This window comes from Rhizobium sp. SEMIA4064 (genome assembly GCF_003025035.1).
Classification (GTDB): Bacteria; Pseudomonadota; Alphaproteobacteria; order Rhizobiales; family Rhizobiaceae; genus Rhizobium; species Rhizobium paranaense.
The window spans coordinates 221,641-240,570 of sequence record NZ_PYJN01000001.1 but is presented as its reverse complement, the minus strand read 5'-3'; the positions used below and the strand labels follow the sequence as shown (position 1 = coordinate 240,570).

18 protein-coding genes are annotated in these 18,930 nt (G+C 61.7%); 16 read left to right on the top strand and 2 right to left on the bottom strand.

From position 1 onward, the window contains the following. Positions 1–103: 103 nt before the first annotated feature. Positions 104–838, bottom strand: coding sequence for a phosphonate metabolism transcriptional regulator PhnF (phnF, locus tag C9E91_RS01145; protein ID WP_107106540.1), 735 nt, complete (start codon positions 836–838; stop codon positions 104–106). Between the two features lie 101 nt (positions 839–939). On the opposite strand from phnF, the gene phnG reads away from it, so the two are divergent. From phnG to phnN, 14 genes are all read left to right on the top strand, one after another. Continuing rightward, entirely contained in the window at positions 940–1,419 is a 480-nt protein-coding gene (phnG, locus tag C9E91_RS01140) for a phosphonate C-P lyase system protein PhnG (protein ID WP_107106539.1), read from the top strand. Then, positions 1,416–2,045, top strand: a complete 630-nt coding sequence (gene phnH, locus C9E91_RS01135) for a phosphonate C-P lyase system protein PhnH (protein ID WP_414124898.1) — start codon at positions 1,416–1,418, stop codon at positions 2,043–2,045. The genes phnG and phnH overlap by 4 nt, the downstream gene beginning before the upstream one ends. Before the next feature lie 3 nt (positions 2,046–2,048). Next, the gene (locus C9E91_RS01130) at positions 2,049–3,158 is read left to right on the top strand and encodes a carbon-phosphorus lyase complex subunit (RefSeq protein WP_107106538.1); all 1,110 of its coding nucleotides are present in this window, start codon (positions 2,049–2,051) and stop codon (positions 3,156–3,158) included. Beyond that, on the top strand, positions 3,155–4,036 hold the full coding sequence (locus tag C9E91_RS01125; protein WP_107106537.1) for an alpha-D-ribose 1-methylphosphonate 5-phosphate C-P-lyase PhnJ: 882 nt from the start codon (positions 3,155–3,157) through the stop codon (positions 4,034–4,036). Before C9E91_RS01130 ends, C9E91_RS01125 begins: the two co-directional genes overlap by 4 nt. Continuing rightward, positions 4,033–4,809: a phosphonate C-P lyase system protein PhnK gene (gene phnK / locus C9E91_RS01120; protein ID WP_107106536.1), complete on the top strand. Its 777-nt coding sequence runs from the start codon at positions 4,033–4,035 to the stop codon at positions 4,807–4,809. Before C9E91_RS01125 ends, phnK begins: the two co-directional genes overlap by 4 nt. 4 nt (positions 4,810–4,813) lie before the next feature. Next, a complete protein-coding gene (gene phnL, locus C9E91_RS01115; protein WP_107106535.1) occupies positions 4,814–5,521 on the top strand; it encodes a phosphonate C-P lyase system protein PhnL in 708 nt (235 codons plus the stop codon). Beyond that, positions 5,518–6,135 carry a DapH/DapD/GlmU-related protein gene (locus C9E91_RS01110; RefSeq protein ID WP_107106534.1) on the top strand — a complete coding sequence of 206 codons (618 nt, stop codon included), beginning with the start codon at positions 5,518–5,520 and terminating at the stop codon, positions 6,133–6,135. Before phnL ends, C9E91_RS01110 begins: the two co-directional genes overlap by 4 nt. A 289-nt stretch (positions 6,136–6,424) precedes the next feature. After that, on the top strand, positions 6,425–7,279 hold the full coding sequence (phnC, locus tag C9E91_RS01105) for a phosphonate ABC transporter ATP-binding protein (protein WP_107106621.1): 855 nt from the start codon (positions 6,425–6,427) through the stop codon (positions 7,277–7,279). A gap of 92 nt (positions 7,280–7,371) precedes the next feature. Next, entirely contained in the window at positions 7,372–8,277 is a 906-nt protein-coding gene (gene phnD / locus C9E91_RS01100) for a phosphonate ABC transporter substrate-binding protein (protein WP_028754441.1), read from the top strand. A 65-nt stretch (positions 8,278–8,342) separates the two neighbouring features. Next, positions 8,343–9,323 carry a phosphonate ABC transporter, permease protein PhnE gene (phnE, locus tag C9E91_RS01095; RefSeq protein ID WP_107106533.1) on the top strand — a complete coding sequence of 327 codons (981 nt, stop codon included), beginning with the start codon at positions 8,343–8,345 and terminating at the stop codon, positions 9,321–9,323. A gap of 8 nt (positions 9,324–9,331) precedes the next feature. Continuing rightward, positions 9,332–10,681: a phosphonate ABC transporter, permease protein PhnE gene (phnE, locus tag C9E91_RS01090; RefSeq protein ID WP_107106532.1), complete on the top strand. Its 1,350-nt coding sequence runs from the start codon at positions 9,332–9,334 to the stop codon at positions 10,679–10,681. Positions 10,682–10,869: 188 nt separating this feature from the next. Further along, positions 10,870–11,556 (top strand): DUF1045 domain-containing protein, encoded by a 687-nt coding sequence (locus C9E91_RS01085; protein ID WP_107106531.1) that lies wholly within the window; start codon positions 10,870–10,872, stop codon positions 11,554–11,556. A gap of 16 nt (positions 11,557–11,572) precedes the next feature. Beyond that, positions 11,573–12,712 (top strand): alpha-D-ribose 1-methylphosphonate 5-triphosphate diphosphatase, encoded by a 1,140-nt coding sequence (locus tag C9E91_RS01080; RefSeq protein WP_107106530.1) that lies wholly within the window; start codon positions 11,573–11,575, stop codon positions 12,710–12,712. Continuing rightward, a complete protein-coding gene (gene phnN / locus C9E91_RS01075; RefSeq protein ID WP_107106529.1) occupies positions 12,709–13,314 on the top strand; it encodes a phosphonate metabolism protein/1,5-bisphosphokinase (PRPP-forming) PhnN in 606 nt (201 codons plus the stop codon). The genes C9E91_RS01080 and phnN overlap by 4 nt, the downstream gene beginning before the upstream one ends. 97 nt (positions 13,315–13,411) lie before the next feature. Here phnN and polA read toward each other — a convergent pair whose 3' ends face one another. Beyond that, complete coding sequence (gene polA, locus C9E91_RS01070; protein WP_107106528.1) at positions 13,412–16,414, bottom strand: DNA polymerase I; 3,003 nt, start codon at positions 16,412–16,414, stop codon at positions 13,412–13,414. 447 nt (positions 16,415–16,861) lie between these two features. On the opposite strand from polA, the gene C9E91_RS01065 reads away from it, so the two are divergent. Beyond that, on the top strand, positions 16,862–17,278 hold the full coding sequence (locus C9E91_RS01065) for a MarR family winged helix-turn-helix transcriptional regulator (RefSeq protein WP_107106527.1): 417 nt from the start codon (positions 16,862–16,864) through the stop codon (positions 17,276–17,278). Positions 17,279–17,391: 113 nt separating this feature from the next. After that, complete coding sequence (locus C9E91_RS01060; protein ID WP_107106526.1) at positions 17,392–18,780, top strand: M20/M25/M40 family metallo-hydrolase; 1,389 nt, start codon at positions 17,392–17,394, stop codon at positions 18,778–18,780. The last annotated feature ends 150 nt before the right edge of the window (positions 18,781–18,930 follow it).

Below are 18,930 nucleotides of genomic sequence, written 5' to 3'. Positions count from 1 at the left end.
CGACAGGTTAGTAGAGGGAAGGCTGTGGGGCGCGCGCCCATCCCCTTCTCCCCGCTTGCGGGGAGAAGGGGGCCGACAGGTCGAATGAGGGGCTAGCCCACCCTCAATTCTCAACGGTGAACCGCACTCTGTCGGCGGCGAAGCGGGAGATCGAATATTGCACAGGGATATTGTCGAGATCCGCATTGAGCGCCTGGGCGACCAGCACGATGGCGCCCGGGGATAGTTGCAGGTCGGCCAGATCGCCTTCGTCGGCATGGGTCGCGGTGATCTCGGTGACGACACGCACATAATCCGGTACGCCAAGCTCGCGAAACGCCTTGGTGATCGATCCGGTCGTCCGATAAATCTCGGCAATGGCGCCGAAGCGATCCGCCGGAAACCAGCTTGTGGCGCGCGAAACCGGACGATGATCCGCCTGACCGAGCGTTTCCAGGCGCACCAGCCGGGTGCCGATCTTGATCTTGAGCTGCCGCGCCAATTCCGTACTCGCAGGCTCTTCGCTGGTCGCAAGAAGGACGCTGCGGGTCTCGCGCACCTGATCGCCAATCCCTTGTGAAAATCGCGTCCGCCTCGAAATCGGGAAGCTCAGGCGCTCCTTGCGCTCGATCAGTGTGCCGCGCCCCTGCACGGCCCTGACGATCCCTTCCTGCGCCAGTGCCGCAAGTGCGCTTCGTATCGTGTGGCGGTTGACCCCGAACTGCAGCGCCAGCGCCGTTTCCGGCGGCACCATGCCTGCTTCATCGAAATCGCCGTGATTGATCGAAGTGCGAATCCGGTCAGCAATCTGCCGCCAGAGCGCTACGCCCGTCTGTCTTTGTACCTTCTGCCCCGCCATGTCGCCTGCTGCTAATGTCACACGCTTGTCACGTCTCGCCAATAAATATAAAACTACCTTGTATGGTTGTCTATATCAATAGACATTTTGAGGATGACGCGATGAATTCAGCACAGAGACAAGAGGCGGCGGCGCAGGAGCGGCGGGAACGCAAGCGCGCCGCCGATCTGTTGGCGCGGGCCGAACGCGACGAGCTTGACGCGGCCTGGGAGGCACTGCCCGACAAACCGGTGGTCCAGCCTGTACGAGGTCCGGAAACCGGGCTCGTCATGGTGCGCGGGCGCATCGGTGGCGGCGGTTCACCCTTTAATCTCGGCGAGGTTACCGTGACGCGCGCCACCGTCAAGCTCGGCTCCGGTGCGATCGGCCACGCGCATGCTCTCGGCACCGACCGCGACAAGGTGCGGCTTGCAGCAATCTTCGATGCACTCTGGCATCAGCCCGCCACCAAGGAATTCGTGGAGAAGGCGATCCTGCTGCCGGTTACCGATCGGATTGCCGAATATGACCGCAAACGTGCCGAGGAAACGGCCGCCACCCGCGTCGATTTCTTCACCATGGTCCGCGGAGAAGACAAATGAGCCCTTCCACCACCTCCATGATCGCCGGCAACGAGGCGCTGACCGGCGGTTTTACCGATCCGGTGTTCGACGCGCAGAGCGTCTTCAAGATGATGATGGATGCCATGGCACGGCCGGGCATCATCCAGACCGTTACCTCCGACATCGCTCCGCCCGCCCAGCTCGGCATTGCAGCCGGCGCGATCAGCCTGGCGCTGTGCGACCATGACACGCCGGTCTGGCTGTCGAGCGGTCTTGCCAAATCGGCCATGCCCGCCTGGCTCAGCTTCCACACCGGCACGCCGGTGACACCGGAAAAGATCGAGGCACGCTTTGCCTTCGTCGAGGCCGGCATGGCGCTCGCCTCCTTCAACCAGTTCGCCGTCGGCACGCAGGAATATCCCGACCGTTCGACGACACTGGTTTTAGAAATCGCAGCCCTTGAGGGCGGCAAGGAACTGGCGCTCTCAGGCCCCGGCATCGCCGGTATCCGCATGATCGCTCCGATCGGCCTGCCCGATACTTTTCCGCGCATCTGGAACGACAATCGCGCGCTTTTCCCGCGCGGCGTCGATCTCGTTCTGACGGCGGAACGGCAATTCCTTTGCCTGCCGCGCACCACCAAGATCATCGCGACGGAGATGTGACGCATGTATGTTGCCGTTAAAGGCGGCGAAGCCGCCATCGCCAATGCTCACCGGCTGCTCGCCGATCGTCGCCGCGGCGATCGTTCGCTGCCTGCCATCGGCATCGACCAGATCGTCGCGCAACTGGCGCTCGCCGTCGACCGCGTCATGGCCGAAGCCTCGCTTTACGACCGCACGCTCGCCGCCCTTGCCGTTCGCCAGGCGCGCGGCGACATGATCGAAGCGATTTTCCTGCTGCGCGCCTACCGCACCACGCTGCCGCGCTTCGGCTATTCCAAGCCGCTGGATACCTCGGCGATGAAGATCGAACGCCGCATCTCCGCCACCTACAAGGACCTGCCCGGCGGCCAGCTTCTCGGTCCCACTTTCGACTATACGCACCGCCTGCTCGACCCGAGCCTGCTCACGGATATGCCGGTGGACGAGCCGATGCAGCGGCCGGCGGAAGAAGGCCGCGTGATGCGCGTCTCGGAAATTCTGAGCCAGGAAGGGCTGATCGAAGGCGACGGCGACATGCCGATCGACCACGAAACCGGCGACCTGACGCGCGAACCGATGGAATTCCCGATGACCCGCGATCTGCGCCTGCAGGCGCTCGCCCGCGGCGATGAAGGCTTCCTATTGGCGCTCGGCTATTCGACCCAGCGCGGCTATGGCCGCACCCACCCCTTCACCGGCGAAATCCGCATCGGCGAAGTGGAGGTCGAATTGGATGTGCCGGAACTCGGTTTTGCCGTGTCATTGGGTAGCATTCAGGTGACCGAATGCCAGATGGTCAACCAGTTCAAGGGTTCGGCCAAGGCACCGCCGCAGTTTACCCGCGGCTATGGCCTGGTTTTTGGCCAAAGCGAACGCAAGGCCATGGCGATGTCGCTGGTCGACCGGGCGCTCCGCGCCGATGAACTCGGCGAGGATATCGTCGCACCGGCCCAGGACGAGGAATTCGTCATCTCCCATTCCGACAACGTGCAGGCGACCGGCTTCGTCGAACATCTGAAGCTGCCGCACTATGTCGACTTCCAGGCCGAACTCGACCTGGTGCGCCGCATGCGCCGCGACTTCGAGAATGCACAGAATGCAGGCAAGGACCCGATGACGGAGGCTGCCGAATGACCGAACTCGCCACCTATAACTTCGCCTATCTCGACGAACAGACCAAGCGGATGATCCGCCGCGCCATCCTGAAGGCGATCGCCATTCCCGGTTATCAGGTGCCGTTCGCCTCGCGCGAAATGCCGATGCCCTATGGCTGGGGCACGGGCGGCGTGCAATTGACCGCCGCGATCATCGGGCCGGACGATGTGCTCAAGGTCATCGACCAAGGCGCCGACGACACGACCAACGCCGTCTCTATCCGCGCCTTCTTCCAGAAGGTGGCTGACGTCGCCGTCACCACCCGCACGGACGAGGCAACCATCATCCAGACGCGCCACCGTATCCCGGAAGGCAAGCTTGGACCCAACCAGGTGCTGGTCTATCAGGTGCCGATCCCCGAACCGCTGCGTTTCCTGGAGCCGCGCGAGACCGAGACCCGTAAGATGCATGCGCTCGAGGAATACGGCCTCATGCATGTGAAGCTCTACGAAGACATCGCCCGCAACGGCCGCATCGCCACCACCTATGCCTACCCGGTGAAGGTGGCCGGCCGTTACGTGATGGACCCCTCGCCGACGCCGAAATTCGACAATCCGAAGATGCACATGTCGGATGCGCTGCAGCTCTTCGGCGCCGGCCGCGAAAAGCGTATCTATGCCGTGCCGCCCTATACCGAAGTCGTCAGCCTCGATTTCGAGGATCATCCCTTCGAAGTGCAGCGTTTCGATAAGCCCTGTGCTCTCTGCGGTGCCGAGCAGGTCTATCTCGACGAAGTGATCCTCGACGACAAGGGCGGGCGGATGTTTGTCTGCTCCGACACCGATTTCTGCGAAGACCGCCGCGCCCATGGCCATATCGGCACCATGCTGGCACCCAACCAGGAGGCCGCCGAATGAGCGACACGCCACTCCTCAAGGTCAAGGATATCTCGAAATTCTATGGCAGCCGCATCGGTTGCCGCAATGTATCCTTCGATCTCTGGCCCGGTGAAGTGCTGGCGATCGTCGGCGAATCCGGCTCCGGCAAGACGACGCTGCTCAACTGCATTTCGACCCGGCTGCGGCCGACCACCGGCAGCGTCGAGTACCATATGCGCGACGAGACCTATCGCGAACTCTTCCGCATGAACGAGGCCGAACGGCGCTTCCTGATGCGCACCGACTGGGGCTTCGTGCACCAGAACCCGGCCGACGGCCTGCGCATGACCGTTTCGGCCGGCGCCAATGTCGGCGAGCGGCTGATGGCGATCGGTAACCGGCACTACAGCAATATCCGCAATACGGCCATCGACTGGCTGGAACGCGTGGAAATCGACGCTGACCGTATCGACGATCAACCGCGCGCCTTCTCGGGCGGCATGCGCCAGCGCTTGCAGATCGCCCGCAACCTGGTGACCGGCCCGCGGCTGGTGTTCATGGACGAGCCGACCGGTGGCCTCGACGTATCGGTTCAGGCCCGCCTGCTCGATCTCGTACGCGGCCTCGTCAACGATCTCGGCCTGTCGGCCATCATCGTCACGCACGACCTCGCCGTTGCCCGCCTGCTGTCGCACCGCATGATCGTGATGAAGGACGGGGTGGTGATCGAGCATGGTCTTACCGACCGCGTGCTCGACGATCCGCGCGAGCCCTATACGCAACTGCTCGTCTCCTCGATCCTGCAGGTTTAAAGCCATGGCCACTCCCCTCGTCGTTTCCGAAGTCTTCAAGAGCTTTACCATGCACCTGCGCGACGGCATCCGCCTGCCGGTCGTCGCCGACGTCTCCTTCTCGGTCGCATCGGGCGAATGCGTGGTTCTCGGCGGCCCTTCCGGCATCGGCAAGAGCTCGCTGCTGAAAATGATCTACGGCAACTACGCCGTCGATAGCGGCCAGATCCTGGTGATGCATAAGGAAAGGATCGTCGATCTCGCCGCCGCCGATCCGCGCACCGTGCTGGAAGTCCGCCGCCATACCATGGGCTATGTCAGCCAGTTCCTGCGCACCGTACCGCGCGTTGCTGCCATCGACGTGGTTGCCGAGCCGCTGCTGGCGCGTGGCGCAAGTGCCGAGACCGCCCGCGAAAGAGCAGGCAGCCTGCTGGCGCAGCTCAACCTGCCGGAAGAGCTTTGGCAATTGCCGCCCGCCACCTTCTCCGGCGGCGAACAGCAGCGCGTCAATATCGCCCGTGGCTTCATCACCGATCATGCCATTCTGCTGCTCGATGAGCCGACCGCCTCTCTCGACGCGAGAAACCGTGCTGCCGTCGTCGACATGATCGAAAAGAAGAAAAAGGCCGGCGTCGCCCTCCTCGGCATCTTCCATGACGAGGAAGTGCGCGAGGCCGTTGGCAGCCGCGTTCTCGATGTGTCGCAATTTTCGCCCAGAAAGTCCGCCGCATGAGCCGCCAATTGGGCGAAACGCCCTTCATCAGCCCCTCGGCCAGCGTCAGCAATTCGACGCTCGGCCGCTACACCGAAGTCTCCGACCGCTGCCGCATCGATGAAACCGAGATCGGCGACTATTCCTACATCATGCAGGACGGCGCGGTCTGGTGTGCGACGATCGGCAAGTTCGTCAACATTGCCGCGGCTGTGCGCATCAACGCCACCAACCATCCGACCTGGCGGGCGACGTTGCATCACTTCACCTATCGCGCCGCCGACTATTGGCCGGATGCCGATATGGAGACGGATTTCTTCACCTGGCGGCGCGACAACCGCGTAACCATCGGCCATGACGTCTGGATCGGCCATGGCGCCACCATCCTGCCGGGCGTCACCGTCGGTAACGGTGCGGTCATTGGCGCCGGTGCGGTCGTCTCCAAGGATGTTGCGCCCTATACGATCGTCGGCGGCGTGCCGGCCAAGCTCATCCGCCAGCGCTTCACCGAAGCTGTCGGCGAGCGCATGGACAAGCTTGCCTGGTGGGACTGGGATCACACCACATTGCGTACTGCGCTTGACGATTTCCGCGCCCTTGCGGCCGAGGACTTCCTGATCCGCTACGGCGCCTGACGCCCGCGGCACAATCCTTGCTAGAATCCTCTCCGAAGCCCGAAAACCCTGCGGTTTTCGGGCTTTTGCATGCCGTTACGGGAGGGCGCAAACGGCGGGGATTGTAACAGCAGTTACACAAATCTGACATTGGAGCTTCACGAACGGGGACTAATGCGTTGCCTATGCTCAGCGTATGGCGGTCTCGAGGCTTTTCGAAGCGAAAGCCCATGCGCTCGTCCAACAGGTTTCCGCTGCGCCAACGTCAACGTTTGTTGCGGAGCCGGACAGCCGCGAAAGGGAAGGCCTCATGTTTGAGCTGAAGAATGTTTCGCGCCGGTTCGGAAACAAGCTCGCTGTCGATTCCGTGACGCTGGACATTCCGCAAGGACAGATGGTCGGCATCATCGGCCGCTCAGGCGCCGGCAAGTCCACGCTGCTGCGCATGATCAACCGCCTTGCCGATCCGAGCTCGGGCTCCATTCATTTCGCCGGCATCGAAGTTTCCAAGCTGCGCGGCCGGGCGTTGCGCAACTGGCAGCGCGATTGCGCCATGATCTTCCAGCAGTTCAACCTGGTTCCCCGCCTCGACGTGCTTACCAACGTCATGCTCGGCCGCCTGAACCAGCGCTCGACGACGCTCAGCCTGTTGTCCATCTTCAGCCGCGAAGAGCGTATCGAAGCCATCGCGGCGCTTGAACGCCTCGGCATCGAACAGACCGCGTTGCAGATGGCCGGCACGCTGTCGGGTGGCCAGCAGCAGCGCGTCGCCATCGCCCGCGCCCTGATGCAGCAGCCGAAAATGATGCTTGCCGACGAGCCGATCGCCTCGCTTGATCCGCTGAACGCCAAGATCGTCATGGATGCGCTGCGCGATATCAATGAGCGCGAGGGTATCACCGTCATCACCAACCTGCACACGCTGGATACCGCGCGCAACTACTGCGAACGCATCGTCGGCATGGCGGCCGGCCGCGTGGTGTTCGACGGCAAGCCGGCCGATCTGACGGCCGCCGCCGTCAAGGAAATCTACGGCACCGACAAAGATGGCGCCGGTGTCGACGAGACGATGACGTCGACCGCCATCAATCTTTCCGATCAGCCCGCGCAAGGCGCGGCAAATGCATCTGCCGGCCCGCAACCGCTGGCACTGGCCGGTCTCTGAGGGAGCCGGCCGCGATCGAAGGCCCACGTCAAGGGCGCATTTCTTCTAGACCGAAGACATCCGGGGACACCGGTTAATCAGGAGACGAACCCATGTTGAAGAAGACCCTTCTCGCAGCCACGGCGCTTCTCGCGCTCGCTGGCGGCGCTGCCGCTCAGGACATCAAGGAATTCCGCGTTGGTATTCTCGGTGGCGAAAACGAAGCCGACCGCCTGCGCAACTATGCCTGCCTCTCCGACCACCTGAAGAAGGAGTTCGGTTTCGAGAAGGTATCGCTGTTCCCGGCTGCCGACTATGACGGCGTCATCCAGGGCCTGCTCGGCGGCACGCTCGACTTCGCTGAACTTGGTGCTTCCGGCTATGCAGCCACCTACATCAAGGACCCGAAGGCCGTTACCCCGATCCTGACCACGCAGCAGACGGACGGCTCGACCGGCTATTACTCGATCGGTCTCGCCCTGAAGTCCTCCGGCATCAAGACGATCGCCGACGCCAAGGGCAAGAAGCTCGGCTACGCCGACCCGGACTCCACCTCGGGCTACCTCGTTCCGCTGACGCAGATTCCGAAGACCACCGGCATGCCGAACGACAAGTTCTTCGCTTCCACCCAGTTCAACGGCGGTCACGAGAACAACCTGCTCGCCGCCTATGACGGCAAGGTCGACGTTGCCGTTGACGACTCTTCGGGCCTCGGCGATTTCAAGGACGGCTACACCTCCGGTACCTTCCGCAAGGAAGTCGACAAGGGCGCCGTCGATCCGAACAAGCTCGTCGAAGTCTGGCGCTCGCCGCTAATCCCGAACGGCCCGCTCGTCGTTCGCAACGCTCTCGGCACCGAATGGCAGGCCAAGCTGACCGACTTCTTCCTGAAGCTCCCGACCACCGACGCCAAGTGCTTCTCGGCAATCGAAGGCGGCGACTTCAAGGGTTACGTCAAGGTCAACCCGGACTTCTACAAGGCCGTTGTCGAAGTTCGTAAGGCTGCCATCGGCGGCTGATCCCTATCCAGACTGCGGGGCGGCCGGCGACGGCCGCCCTTTTCCTATCACAAGGGCAGGATTTCATGACGGTTGCCGATACTCAGCTACAGATGCAAGGTGCGCCTCAGAGCGCCAAGGACATCGGCGACGCCTGGAGCAGGATGGTGGCTCGCCGCCGCCTCTATACCGGCATTGGCCTGCTGATCCTGATCACCGCCTTCGTGAGCTCCGTCCGCTTTGCCGACGAGAGCAATGCCGGCCATTTCTTCGACCGCCTGCCGCATCTTTTCGATTTCCTGAGCTGGCTCATCCCCAAGGATTGGTCCGACGTCTATCGTGCGCTCTTCGACCTGCCGAGCCCCAACGGCGCAAACGGCGTCGGCGGCGAGGAATTCAATTTCCCGCTAGGCCGCGTCTATGTCTGGGGCGATTTCTATATCCCTGAATATTTCGAGCTGATGATCATCACGATCAACGTGGCGCTGGTTTCCACCCTCATCGGCTTTGTCGTCGCCCTGCCCCTCAGCTTCTTTGCTGCGCGCAACATGTCGCCGTCGCATCCGGTTCGTCTGGTGACCAAACGCTTCATGGAATTGCTGCGCGCCTTTCCCGAGATCGTCATCGCCGGCCTGTTTTCGGCGATCCTGTCGATCGGCCCGATCGCTGCCATCATCGCCGTCGGCCTGCATACGATCGGCGCGCTCGGCAAGCTCTTCTATGAGGTGATCGAGAATATCGACATGAAGCCGGACGAGGGCATGAAGGCGGTCGGCGCGAGTTGGACGGAGCGCGTTCGCTTCGCCGCGCTGCCGCAGGTTCTGCCGAATTTTATGTCCTACGTGCTGCTGCGCCTGGAGATCAACGTTCGCGCTTCCACCATCATCGGCGCCGTCGGCGGCGGCGGTATCGGCGAGGAGCTGAAGCTTTCGATCTCGCGCGGTTTTGGCGCCAAGACGGTGGCACTCGTGCTGCTGCTTTTCGTCACGATCATCGCCGTCGACCAATTTTCCGCATGGCTCCGTCGCCGTCTCGTCGGCGAACATGCCTTCCTTCTGCAACACTGAGGTTGCCTATGTCCGTCATCGACGCCGGCCGCATGCAGGAAATCGAAGCCCGCTATCCGGAAATCCTGCACCGATCGTTCCGCCAGCGTTTCGGCGCGCTGATGATCTTTCTCGGCGTGATCCTTTACGGCATCTACGCCGTCTGGTTCTTCGACCTGCCGAAGATCGTCGCGGAAGCACATTGGGAACGCGTCGGTATCTATCTGAGTGAATGGGTCAGCTACGACGTGCAGCCGGAGTTCCGCGTTTCCGGTGACAAGATCAGCGTCAAATATCCGCGTTTTTCGCCGCTCGGCGACGATCCACATCCGGATTGGGTGACGAACAATCCTGACGGCAGCCTGACCGTCTCCGTCAGCGGCAGCAGCCGCAGCGTGACGGTTACCAAGACGCAAGCGATCCTGACCGCACATGGCGTCACTGTTCCGATCGACTTCACCGGCGCTGCGCCGAAGGTCCTCGGCTCGGAGCCACTGCCGTCATGGATCACGGTTTATGACGACAATATCCTCGCCAATATGGGCTTTGCCGGCGACGTCAGCATTTCCACCGACCGCGTGAAGATCCGCAAGCGCTTCATCGGCTGGGCAAATTTTGTCTTCGATACGCACTCGCCCTTCTTCGATAAGCCGGCGAGCGAAGTCATCAGCCTGATCGTTTCCGGGCCGCGACTGGAGCCGGACCAGTCCAATCTCTCGCTGGCATTCGACAATATCTGGAACAATGGCGCATGGCAGCATGGCGATGTCTGGACCAAGTTGTTCCAGACGATCGTCATGGCCTTCCTCGGCACGCTGCTCGGTTCGCTCGCCGCTTTCCCGCTGGCCTTCATGGCGGCGCGCAACATCACGCCGAACCGGCTGGTCAATCAGATATTGAAGCGCTTCTTCGATTTCCTGCGTTCGGTCGACATGCTGATCTGGGCGCTTTTCCTGACCCGCGCCTTCGGCCCCGGCCCGCTCGCCGGCAGCGGCGCGATCTTCCTGACGGAGACCGGCACCCTCGGCAAGCTCTATTCCGAAGGGCTGGAGAACATCGACAACAAGCCGCGCGAAGGCGTCAAATCGACGGGCTCCTCGACGGTTCTCGTGCATCGCTACGGGATCATGCCGCAGATCGTTCCCGTCATCGTCAGCCAGACTCTGTACCAATGGGAATCTAATGTGCGCGGCGCCACGATCATCGGCGCAGTGGGTGCCGGCGGCATCGGCCTGAAGCTTTGGGAGGCCATGCGCACCAATGCCAATTGGGAAAACGTTGCCTATATGGTGCTCTTGATCCTCATCGTCGTCTTCCTGTTCGACGCCGCTTCCAATGCGCTACGCTCGCGCCTGATGGGCACGCAAAACGGCAGGTAGAAAGCCTTCGGAAAAATCGCAGCGCATCATCATTTTGTCACGGGAATCCGGTAGCGCAGGTCGGCAAGACAACATTGCTTGAGTTCGCTTTAGCCGGATTCGAGCCGCTGCTGCCTTGCTGCTCTTGCGGTTTGTCGCAAATCACCCAACAGTGTCGTGCGCAGCCGATTTTTCCAAGGAACGCAGCCTTGCGCTATGCTCTCTATTTCACGCCGCCCAAAGACGATCCGTTGACCGCGCTTGCCGCTCTCTGGCTGGGCCGCGATGCATTTTCCGATGACATCTTTTCCGACAAGGCCATGGGTCCCGTGCCGGAAGGCCATGCCGAACTGACCGCCGATCCGCGCCGCTACGGCTTTCACGCCACGCTGAAAGCGCCATTCGAGCTTGCCGGCTCGGTGACCGAGTGCGATCTTCTCGATGTCGCCGCCGAGTTCGCCGCGCGCACCAAGGCTTTCACCATTCCGGAACTGGTGCTCGGCCAGCTCGGTCATTTCTTCGCGCTCGTGCCCGGCTCGCTTTACCAGCCGCTGCGGGATTTTGCCTCGCGTGTGGTCAAGACTTTCGAACCATTCCGCGCACCGCTTTCGGATCACGACATCGCCCGGCGCAAGCCGGAAGGCCTGACAGAACCGCAGCGCGCCAATCTGCTGCGCTGGGGCTATCCCTACGTCAATGACGAATTCCGTTTCCATATGACGTTGACCGGGCGCGTCCCAACCGAACGTCAAGCCGACATGCAAGAAGTCCTGCGCGAGCGCTTCGCCGACTATATAGGCAAGGCACTCGCCGTTTCCGGCCTCGCCGTCTTCATCGAAGAAGAGCGCGGCGCCCCCTTTACCGTCCGTTCCTGGCTGCCGCTTTCCGGCGCCTAATAGCGAAAGACCTGACATGACCAAAGAAACCGTCCTTTCCAACGCCCGCATCGTCCTCGAAGACAAAATCGTCGAAGGCTCCGTGCTGATCCGTGACGGTCGCATTGCCGGCATTTCCGAGGGCAAGTCTGCTATCGGCGAGGATTTCGAGGGCGACTATCTGATCCCGGGCCTGGTCGAGCTGCATACGGACCATCTGGAGGCCCATTATTCGCCGCGCCCCGGCGTGCGCTGGAACAAGACAGCGGCCATCCAGGCGCATGACGCCCAGATCGTCACCTCCGGCATCACGACAGTATTCGACTGCCTGCGCATGGGCTCAGATGAAGACGGCGGTTTCGAGCGCGGCGAGATGCGCGACATGGCCGATGCCATTCAGGCGGCAGAGCGCGAGGACCGGCTGCGCGCCGAACACCTGATCCATCTGCGCTGCGAAGTCTCCGCCGACAACGTCCTCGATCATTTCCAGGATTTCGAGAAGGACCCCTATGTCCGTCTGGTTTCGCTGATGGACCACGCGCCGGGCCAGCGCCAGTTCCAGACCATGGACCAATACATCTTCTACTATCAGAAGAAGCGCGGCTTGAGCGACGAGGCCTTTGCCCGTTTCGTTGCCAAGCGCCAGGAAGAATCGGCCAAATACGCAACGCCGCATCGCGATGTCATCTCCAAGGTTTGCGCCGAGCGCGGTATCACCATCGCCAGCCATGACGACGCGACACTCGCCCATGTCGACGAAGCCATCAATTACGGCGTTCGCCTGGCTGAGTTCCCGACCAGCGTTGACGCCGCCAAGGCGTCGCATGGTGCCGGCATGAGCGTGCTGATGGGCGCGCCGAACATCGTTCGCGGCAAGTCGCATTCCGGCAATATCGCCGCCCGCGATCTCGCCGAACTCGGCGTGCTCGACGTACTGTCGTCCGATTATGTGCCGCTCAGCCTGCTGCATGCTCCCTTCATCCTTGCCGACGAGATCGAGAGCATTTCGCTGCCGCAAGCGATCGCCATGGTGACCGCCACCCCGGCAAAGACTGTCAGCCTGAACGACCGTGGCCGCATCGCCGAAGGCCTGCGCGCCGATCTCGTGCGTGTCCGCCGCGATCATGGCGTGCCGGTGACGCGCTCGGTCTGGCGAGAAGGACGACGTGTCGCATGACGGTCGAGGCCAACATAAAGCCGGCTAATCTTGGCCTGGCCTATGCGACCGCGGGCACGCTCGCCGTCGTCGTCGGGCCGAGCGGTGCCGGCAAGGATACGCTGATGAATCTCGCCGCCCGGTATTTCGCCGGCCGGCCGGATGTCCATTTCGTCCGCCGCGTCATCACCCGCGAAGGCGATGCTGGCAACGAGGATCACAAAAGCGTCTCGGATGCCGATTTCGACGCCATGCAGCGCGCCGGCGCGTTCGCCATCTCCTGGGAAGCGCACGGCTTGAAATATGGTATTCCGGCAGCGGTCCGCGATGAGCTAGCCCTCGGCCATCTCGTCATCGCCAATGGTTCGCGCTCCGTACTCGACCGTTTCCAGACCGCCTTTCCACGGCTTAAGGTCATCAACGTCACGGCGCGGCGCGAGGTATTGGCCGAGCGGCTGATGGCACGAGGCCGCGAGAGCCGTGAGGATGTGCTGAAGCGGCTGGAAAGAAGCTCGCTGACCGTTCAGGGCAGCTATGACATAGCCGATATCGATAATAGCAGCACGCTCGAAGAGGCCGAGCGTGCTATCATTTCGGTGCTGGAAGCGCTGATTGGGAAGTAAGCGGCCGGAGCCGAAGAAGACGAGGCATACGCAAAGGGCCTATCTCGCCCTCCTGAGCTTGTCGAAGGGGCGGGATAGACCGTTTCCAACCCACCGCTCAATGCGCTTCGTCCCAATTGTGAGCCGCGCGCGCGTCGACCTTCAACGGCACGGACATATCGACCGCCGGCATGGCGGCATTTTCCATGACCGAGACGATGATCGGCGTCGAACGCTCGACATCGGCGTCTTCGACTTCGAAGATCAGTTCGTCATGCACCTGCAGCAGCATGCGCACGCGATCGTCGAGGCCGGCGGCCGCAAGTGCCGGCTCCATCTTGATCATGGCGCGGCGGATGACGTCGGCCGCTGAACCCTGGATCGGCGCATTGATCGAGGCGCGTTCGTTGAAGGCGCGCACGGACGGATTGGAGGAGCGGATTTCCGGAAAATGCACGCGGCGGCCGAAGATGGTCTCGACATAGCCCTTGTCGCGCGCTGCCGCCTTGGTGCTTTCCATATAATCGCGGATGCCGGGGAAGCGTTCGAAATACCGCTTGATGTAATCGCCGGCTTCCGAACGTTCGATCGACAATTGGTTGGCGAGGCCGAAGGCGGAAATGCCGTAGATGATGCCGAAATTGATCGCCTTGGCGCGGCGGCGCACTTCGCTCGGCATGCCCTCGATCGGCACGCTGAACATTTCCGAGGCCGTCATGGCGTGAATATCGACGCCGTCGGCGAAGGCCTGTTCGAGTTGCGGGATATTGGCGACATGCGCCAGCACGCGCAGTTCGATCTGACTATAGTCGGCCGAGATCAGCTTGTGACCTGGCGTCGAAATGAAAGCCGTGCGGATCTTGCGACCTTCGGCCGTGCGAACCGGAATATTCTGCAGGTTCGGCTCGGAGGAGGACAAGCGCCCGGTCGTGGTCGAGGCCAGCGAATAGGAGGTATGGACCCGTTTGGTCTCGGGATGGACATAGCCCGGCAGCGCGTCGGTATAGGTGGATTTCAGCTTGGTGAGCTGGCGCCAGTCGACGATCTTGCGCGGCAGTTCGAAGCCGGCGGCCGCCATGTCTTCCAGCACTTGCGCCGAGGTCGACCATTGCCCGGTCTTGGTTTTGTTGCCGCCGGCTAGGCCCATCTTGCCGAAGAGAATGTCGCCGAGCTGTTTCGGCGAACCGATGTTGAAGCGCTCGCCGGCCAACGTGTAAATCTCATCCTCGAGGGCGGCGGCACCCTGCGCCAGCTCGCCGGAAAGGCGCGACAGGATTTGCCGGTCGATGGTCATGCCGCGCTCCTCCATATGGGCGAGAACCGGCACCAGCGGCCGTTCCAGACGCTCATAGACGCTGGTGAGCTTTTCGGCGGACAGCCGCGGCTTCAGCACCAGCCAGAGCCGCAGCGTCACATCGGCATCTTCTGCGGCGTAGGCCGTGGCCCGGTCGATATCGACGAGATCGAAGGTGATGTTGGATCTGCCGCTGCCGGTGACATCCTTGTAGGCGATCGGCTTGTGGCCGAGCCAGCGCTCCGACAGGCTATCCATGCCATGCGTGGCATTGGCGCCACCATCGAGCACGTAGGACAGAAGCATCGTGTCGTCGAAGGCCTTGAGCTCGATGCCATAGCGCTTCATCAGCAGGTAGTCGTATTTCAGGTTCTGCGCGATCTTGAGGACGGAGGTGTCTTCAAGCAGATTCTTCAGCCGCGGAAGCGCATCGCGCAACGAGATCTGATTATCCACCAATCCGCCGCCGAGCAGATCGCCGACGCCGTTCTTGTGGCCGAGCGGCACGTAAGCGGCGCGGATGACCGTACCGGAAGGATCGTTGCGATTATCGGCGATCGCCAGCGAAAAACCGACGATTTCGGCCTGCATGGCGTCGAGCGACGTCGTCTCCGTATCGAAGGCGACGATGCCGGTTTCGCGCGCGTTCGCTATCCACTGGTCCAGAGTAGCGACGTCGCGGATGGTGACATAGGTGGAATGATCGATCGGCGCGGTGGCAAAGCTTGCCGCCCGTGCCTTGGCGAGTTCGCGGGGCTCTGAGGCACTTTCAGACGCCATACGCGCCTTGACCACCGGCGCCGGCACGGAGGCACCTTCGGCAGCCACCTCGCCGCCAGCAACAAGATCGACATTTTTAGCGACATCGAGGTCGGGGCCATGGGCAGTGTCGCCCCGCTCGACCTTGACCTCGGATGGTTCGATCGCAGCCGCATCGCAATCGCAGGCATCGGCGACACGGCGCGTGAGCGAGGTGAACTCCATCGCCTTCAGGAAGCCGATCAGTTTCGGGCCGTCCTGGGATTCCAGCACCAAATCATCGAGCGGCAGCTCCAGCGGCACATCGGTCCTGAGCGTCACCAACTGCCGGGAAATTCGGGCCAGCTCGGCATTGGCGACGATGTTTTCACGGCGCTTCTGCTGCTTGATTTCGCCGGCGCGGGCAAGCAGCGTGTCGAGATCGCCGAACTCTTCCAGAAGCTGCGCCGCCGTCTTCGGGCCGATGCCGGGAATGCCGGGCACGTTGTCGACGGAATCGCCGGTCATGGCCTGCAGGTCGATCATCTTTTCCGGCGGCACGCCCCACTTCTCGATGACATCGGGGATGCCGATCTGCTTGTCCTTCATGCTGTCATACATGTGGACCATGGGGGTGACGAGCTGCATCAGATCCTTGTCGGAGGAAATGATGGTGACGTCGGCGCCGGCCGCCTCGGCTTGGCGGGCGTAGGTGGCGATGATGTCGTCCGCCTCGAAGCCGTCGGTCTCGATGCAAGGCAGGTTGAAGGCGCGCGTCGCCTGGCGGATGAGCCCGAACTGCGGGATCAGCTCCTCCGGCGGTGCCGAGCGGTTTGCCTTGTAGGCGTCGTAGATATCCTTGCGGAATGTCTTCGAGGAATAGTCAAAGATGACGGCAAAGTGTGTCGGCGTAACGCCGACCGAGGTATCGCGCGCCGAGGTCAGCAGCTTCCACAGCATATTGCAGAAACCGGAGACGGCGCCGACCGGTAATCCATCGGATTTGCGCGTCAGCGGCGGCAGGGCATGAAAGGCCCGGAAAATGAAACCGGAGCCGTCGACGAGGAAGAGATGATCACCTTTTTTCATGGAAGCATGGATAGCGTGGCGCACCTCCAACGTCCATATAAAGTTCCAATCAAGCGGTCTGCGGACAGGCTAAATTTCTCACTCAAACGTTACCAATTTTTAATCAATCTAATCTGCGGATTCCCTTGAAAAACCATATTTAGAGCCTCATTTCATACTCACCGGCGATTGATTACGCCGAGGGTCTGGCAACCGGCCTGTCCCCCGCCATGTCAGACTTGGACAAAGGCCTATCCCCCTCTCCGGGCCTTTGTCCCCCCTTTGAAGCCGCCATGGTCCCACCTCCAGACCATGGCGGCTTTTCTATTAGATTTCATTCACATAGTCAGTAAAACAACCCGCCAAATATCACCAGAATTTGGCCTGCATCAGACACATTTCACCCAAGATTTGATGATTGTTTTGCTCCAAAATACGGGCATACTTGCAATCATGGGATTTAATCGCATGGACTCTGCGGCCTACCTTGCCAATCAGATGGCGAAGGGATTTGCCCGCTCGTTGCAACAACGGGCGGCGGGGCTTGGTTTTTCCCCCGGCCAATTTCCGATCCTGCTGGAATTGTGGTCCGAAGACGGGCTGACCCAGAAGCAATTGCTGGAGCGCGTCGACATCGAGCAGGCGACGATGGCCAATACCCTGTCGCGCATGGAACGCGATGGGCTGGTGGAGCGCCGGCCGCATCCATCCGACAAACGCGCGCAACTGGTGTTCCTGACCGGCAAAGCTGCCGCCATGCAGACGGAAGCCGTGCAAGCCGCTATGGCTGCGGACAAGGAGCTGTTTCGAGGCTTCCGCACCTTCGAGCGCGAACTGCTGCTCGAATATATCAGGCGCATCCTGGAAAACGCCAAGCATCTCTAGCACCGCGCGTCTCGTTCAACTGACCGTGCATTCGGAAATTTTCGATTTTCCTGCCTCGAAACCGAACTGGCTTTGGTCTATCGTCCGGCCAATTTTCACGTAAGGAGTCGGATATGACCGATGTATCGCCCGTTCTCGACCGTGCGGATCAGAACCTTCCGTCCAGTCTCGACAATCTGTTCGAACTGCTGCGTATCAAATCCATCTCGACCGATCCGGCCTTCAAGGCGGAGTGCCACAAGGCGGCGGAATGGCTGGTCGCCTACCTGACCTCGCTCGGCTTCACCGCCTCCGTGCGCGACACGCCGGGTCATCCGATGGTCGTTGCCCATCATGATGCAGCGAGCGCCGATGCGCCGCATGTGCTGTTCTACGGTCACTATGACGTGCAGCCGGTCGATCCGATCGAGCTTTGGGAGAGCGATCCCTTCGCGCCTGCCGTCAAGGATATGGGCGAAGGCCGCAAGATCCTGACTGGCCGCGGCACCTCTGATGACAAGGGCCAGTTGATGACCTTTGTCGAAGCCGTCCGCGCTTACAAGGAAATCAAGGGTGCGCTTCCGGTCCGCATCACCATCCTGTTCGAAGGCGAAGAGGAATCCGGCTCCCCGTCGCTGAAGCCGTTCCTCGAAGAGAACGCCGCCGAGCTGAAGGCGGACTATGCGCTGGTCTGCGACACCGGCATGTGGGATGGCGATACGCCGGCGATCTCGGCAGGCCTGCGCGGCCTCGTCGGCGAAGAAATCATCATCAATGCCGCCGATCGCGACCTGCATTCCGGCATGTTCGGCGGCGCGGCCGCCAACCCGATCCACATCCTCACCGACATTCTCGCCGGCCTGCATGACGAGACCGGCCGCGTCACGCTCGACGGCTTCTATGACGGCGTCGAAGAGACGCCGGGCAACATCAAGGCCTCCTGGGAAACGCTCGGCATGACGACGGAAAAATTCCTCGGCGAAGTCGGCCTCTCCATACCCTCCGGCGAAAAAGGCCGTTCGGTGATGGAACTCACCTGGGCGCGACCGACGGCTGAGGTCAACGGCATCACGGGCGGCTATACCGGCGCCGGCTTCAAGACCGTGATCGCCGCCAAGGCGTCGGCGAAGGTATCGTTCCGCCTCGTAGGGCAGCAGAACCCAGATGCAATCCGCGATAGTTTCCGCGCTTACGTCCGCTCGAAGGTTCCAGCCGATTGCTCGGTGGAGTTCCATGCCCATGGCGCCTCGCCGGCAATCCAACTGTCCTACGATTCGCCGGTACTGACCAAAGCAAAGCACGCTCTTTCCAGCGAGTGGCCGAAGCCGGCTATCGTTATCGGCATGGGCGGATCGATCCCGATCGTCGGAGACTTCCAGAAGATGCTTGGCATGGAATCCCTGCTGGTCGGTTTCGGCCTCGCCGACGATCGCATCCATTCGCCGAACGAGAAATACGAGCTGAAATCCTATCACAAGGGCATCCGCTCCTGGGTCCGCATCCTCGACGCGCTCGCCGCTTGAGTTTCAAACGAGGACGCGCGAGCGAGATCGCGCGTCCTCCCCTTCATTTTCGCCTTCCGTCGCAGCGTGCCGCCACCGTGGCCGGCAATAAGATTGCAACCTACCCGCCTCAATTTGGATTCGACAAAAGCCGCCAATTTCTATAGGCGT

Bases quoted from the DNA above. Each gene is read 5' to 3' on its own strand.
- phnG (WP_107106539.1), top strand. From the start codon at position 940: ATGAATTCAGCACAGAGACAAGAGGCGGCGGCGCAGGAGCGGCGGGAA.
- C9E91_RS01060 (WP_107106526.1), top strand. From the start codon at position 17,392: ATGACCGATGTATCGCCCGTTCTCGACCGTGCGGATCAGAACCTTCCG.
- C9E91_RS01130 (WP_107106538.1), top strand. From the start codon at position 2,049: ATGTATGTTGCCGTTAAAGGCGGCGAAGCCGCCATCGCCAATGCTCAC.
- phnF (WP_107106540.1), bottom strand. From the start codon at position 838: ATGGCGGGGCAGAAGGTACAAAGACAGACGGGCGTAGCGCTCTGGCGG.
- C9E91_RS01080 (WP_107106530.1), top strand. From the start codon at position 11,573: ATGACCAAAGAAACCGTCCTTTCCAACGCCCGCATCGTCCTCGAAGAC.
- C9E91_RS01065 (WP_107106527.1), top strand. From the start codon at position 16,862: ATGGACTCTGCGGCCTACCTTGCCAATCAGATGGCGAAGGGATTTGCC.
- phnE (WP_107106533.1), top strand. From the start codon at position 8,343: ATGACGGTTGCCGATACTCAGCTACAGATGCAAGGTGCGCCTCAGAGC.
- phnC (WP_107106621.1), top strand. From the start codon at position 6,425: ATGTTTGAGCTGAAGAATGTTTCGCGCCGGTTCGGAAACAAGCTCGCT.
- phnL (WP_107106535.1), top strand. From the start codon at position 4,814: ATGGCCACTCCCCTCGTCGTTTCCGAAGTCTTCAAGAGCTTTACCATG.
- phnD (WP_028754441.1), top strand. From the start codon at position 7,372: ATGTTGAAGAAGACCCTTCTCGCAGCCACGGCGCTTCTCGCGCTCGCT.
- C9E91_RS01110 (WP_107106534.1), top strand. From the start codon at position 5,518: ATGAGCCGCCAATTGGGCGAAACGCCCTTCATCAGCCCCTCGGCCAGC.
- phnK (WP_107106536.1), top strand. From the start codon at position 4,033: ATGAGCGACACGCCACTCCTCAAGGTCAAGGATATCTCGAAATTCTAT.
- polA (WP_107106528.1), bottom strand. From the start codon at position 16,414: ATGAAAAAAGGTGATCATCTCTTCCTCGTCGACGGCTCCGGTTTCATT.
- C9E91_RS01125 (WP_107106537.1), top strand. From the start codon at position 3,155: ATGACCGAACTCGCCACCTATAACTTCGCCTATCTCGACGAACAGACC.
- phnE (WP_107106532.1), top strand. From the start codon at position 9,332: ATGTCCGTCATCGACGCCGGCCGCATGCAGGAAATCGAAGCCCGCTAT.
- phnN (WP_107106529.1), top strand. From the start codon at position 12,709: ATGACGGTCGAGGCCAACATAAAGCCGGCTAATCTTGGCCTGGCCTAT.
- phnH (WP_414124898.1), top strand. From the start codon at position 1,416: ATGAGCCCTTCCACCACCTCCATGATCGCCGGCAACGAGGCGCTGACC.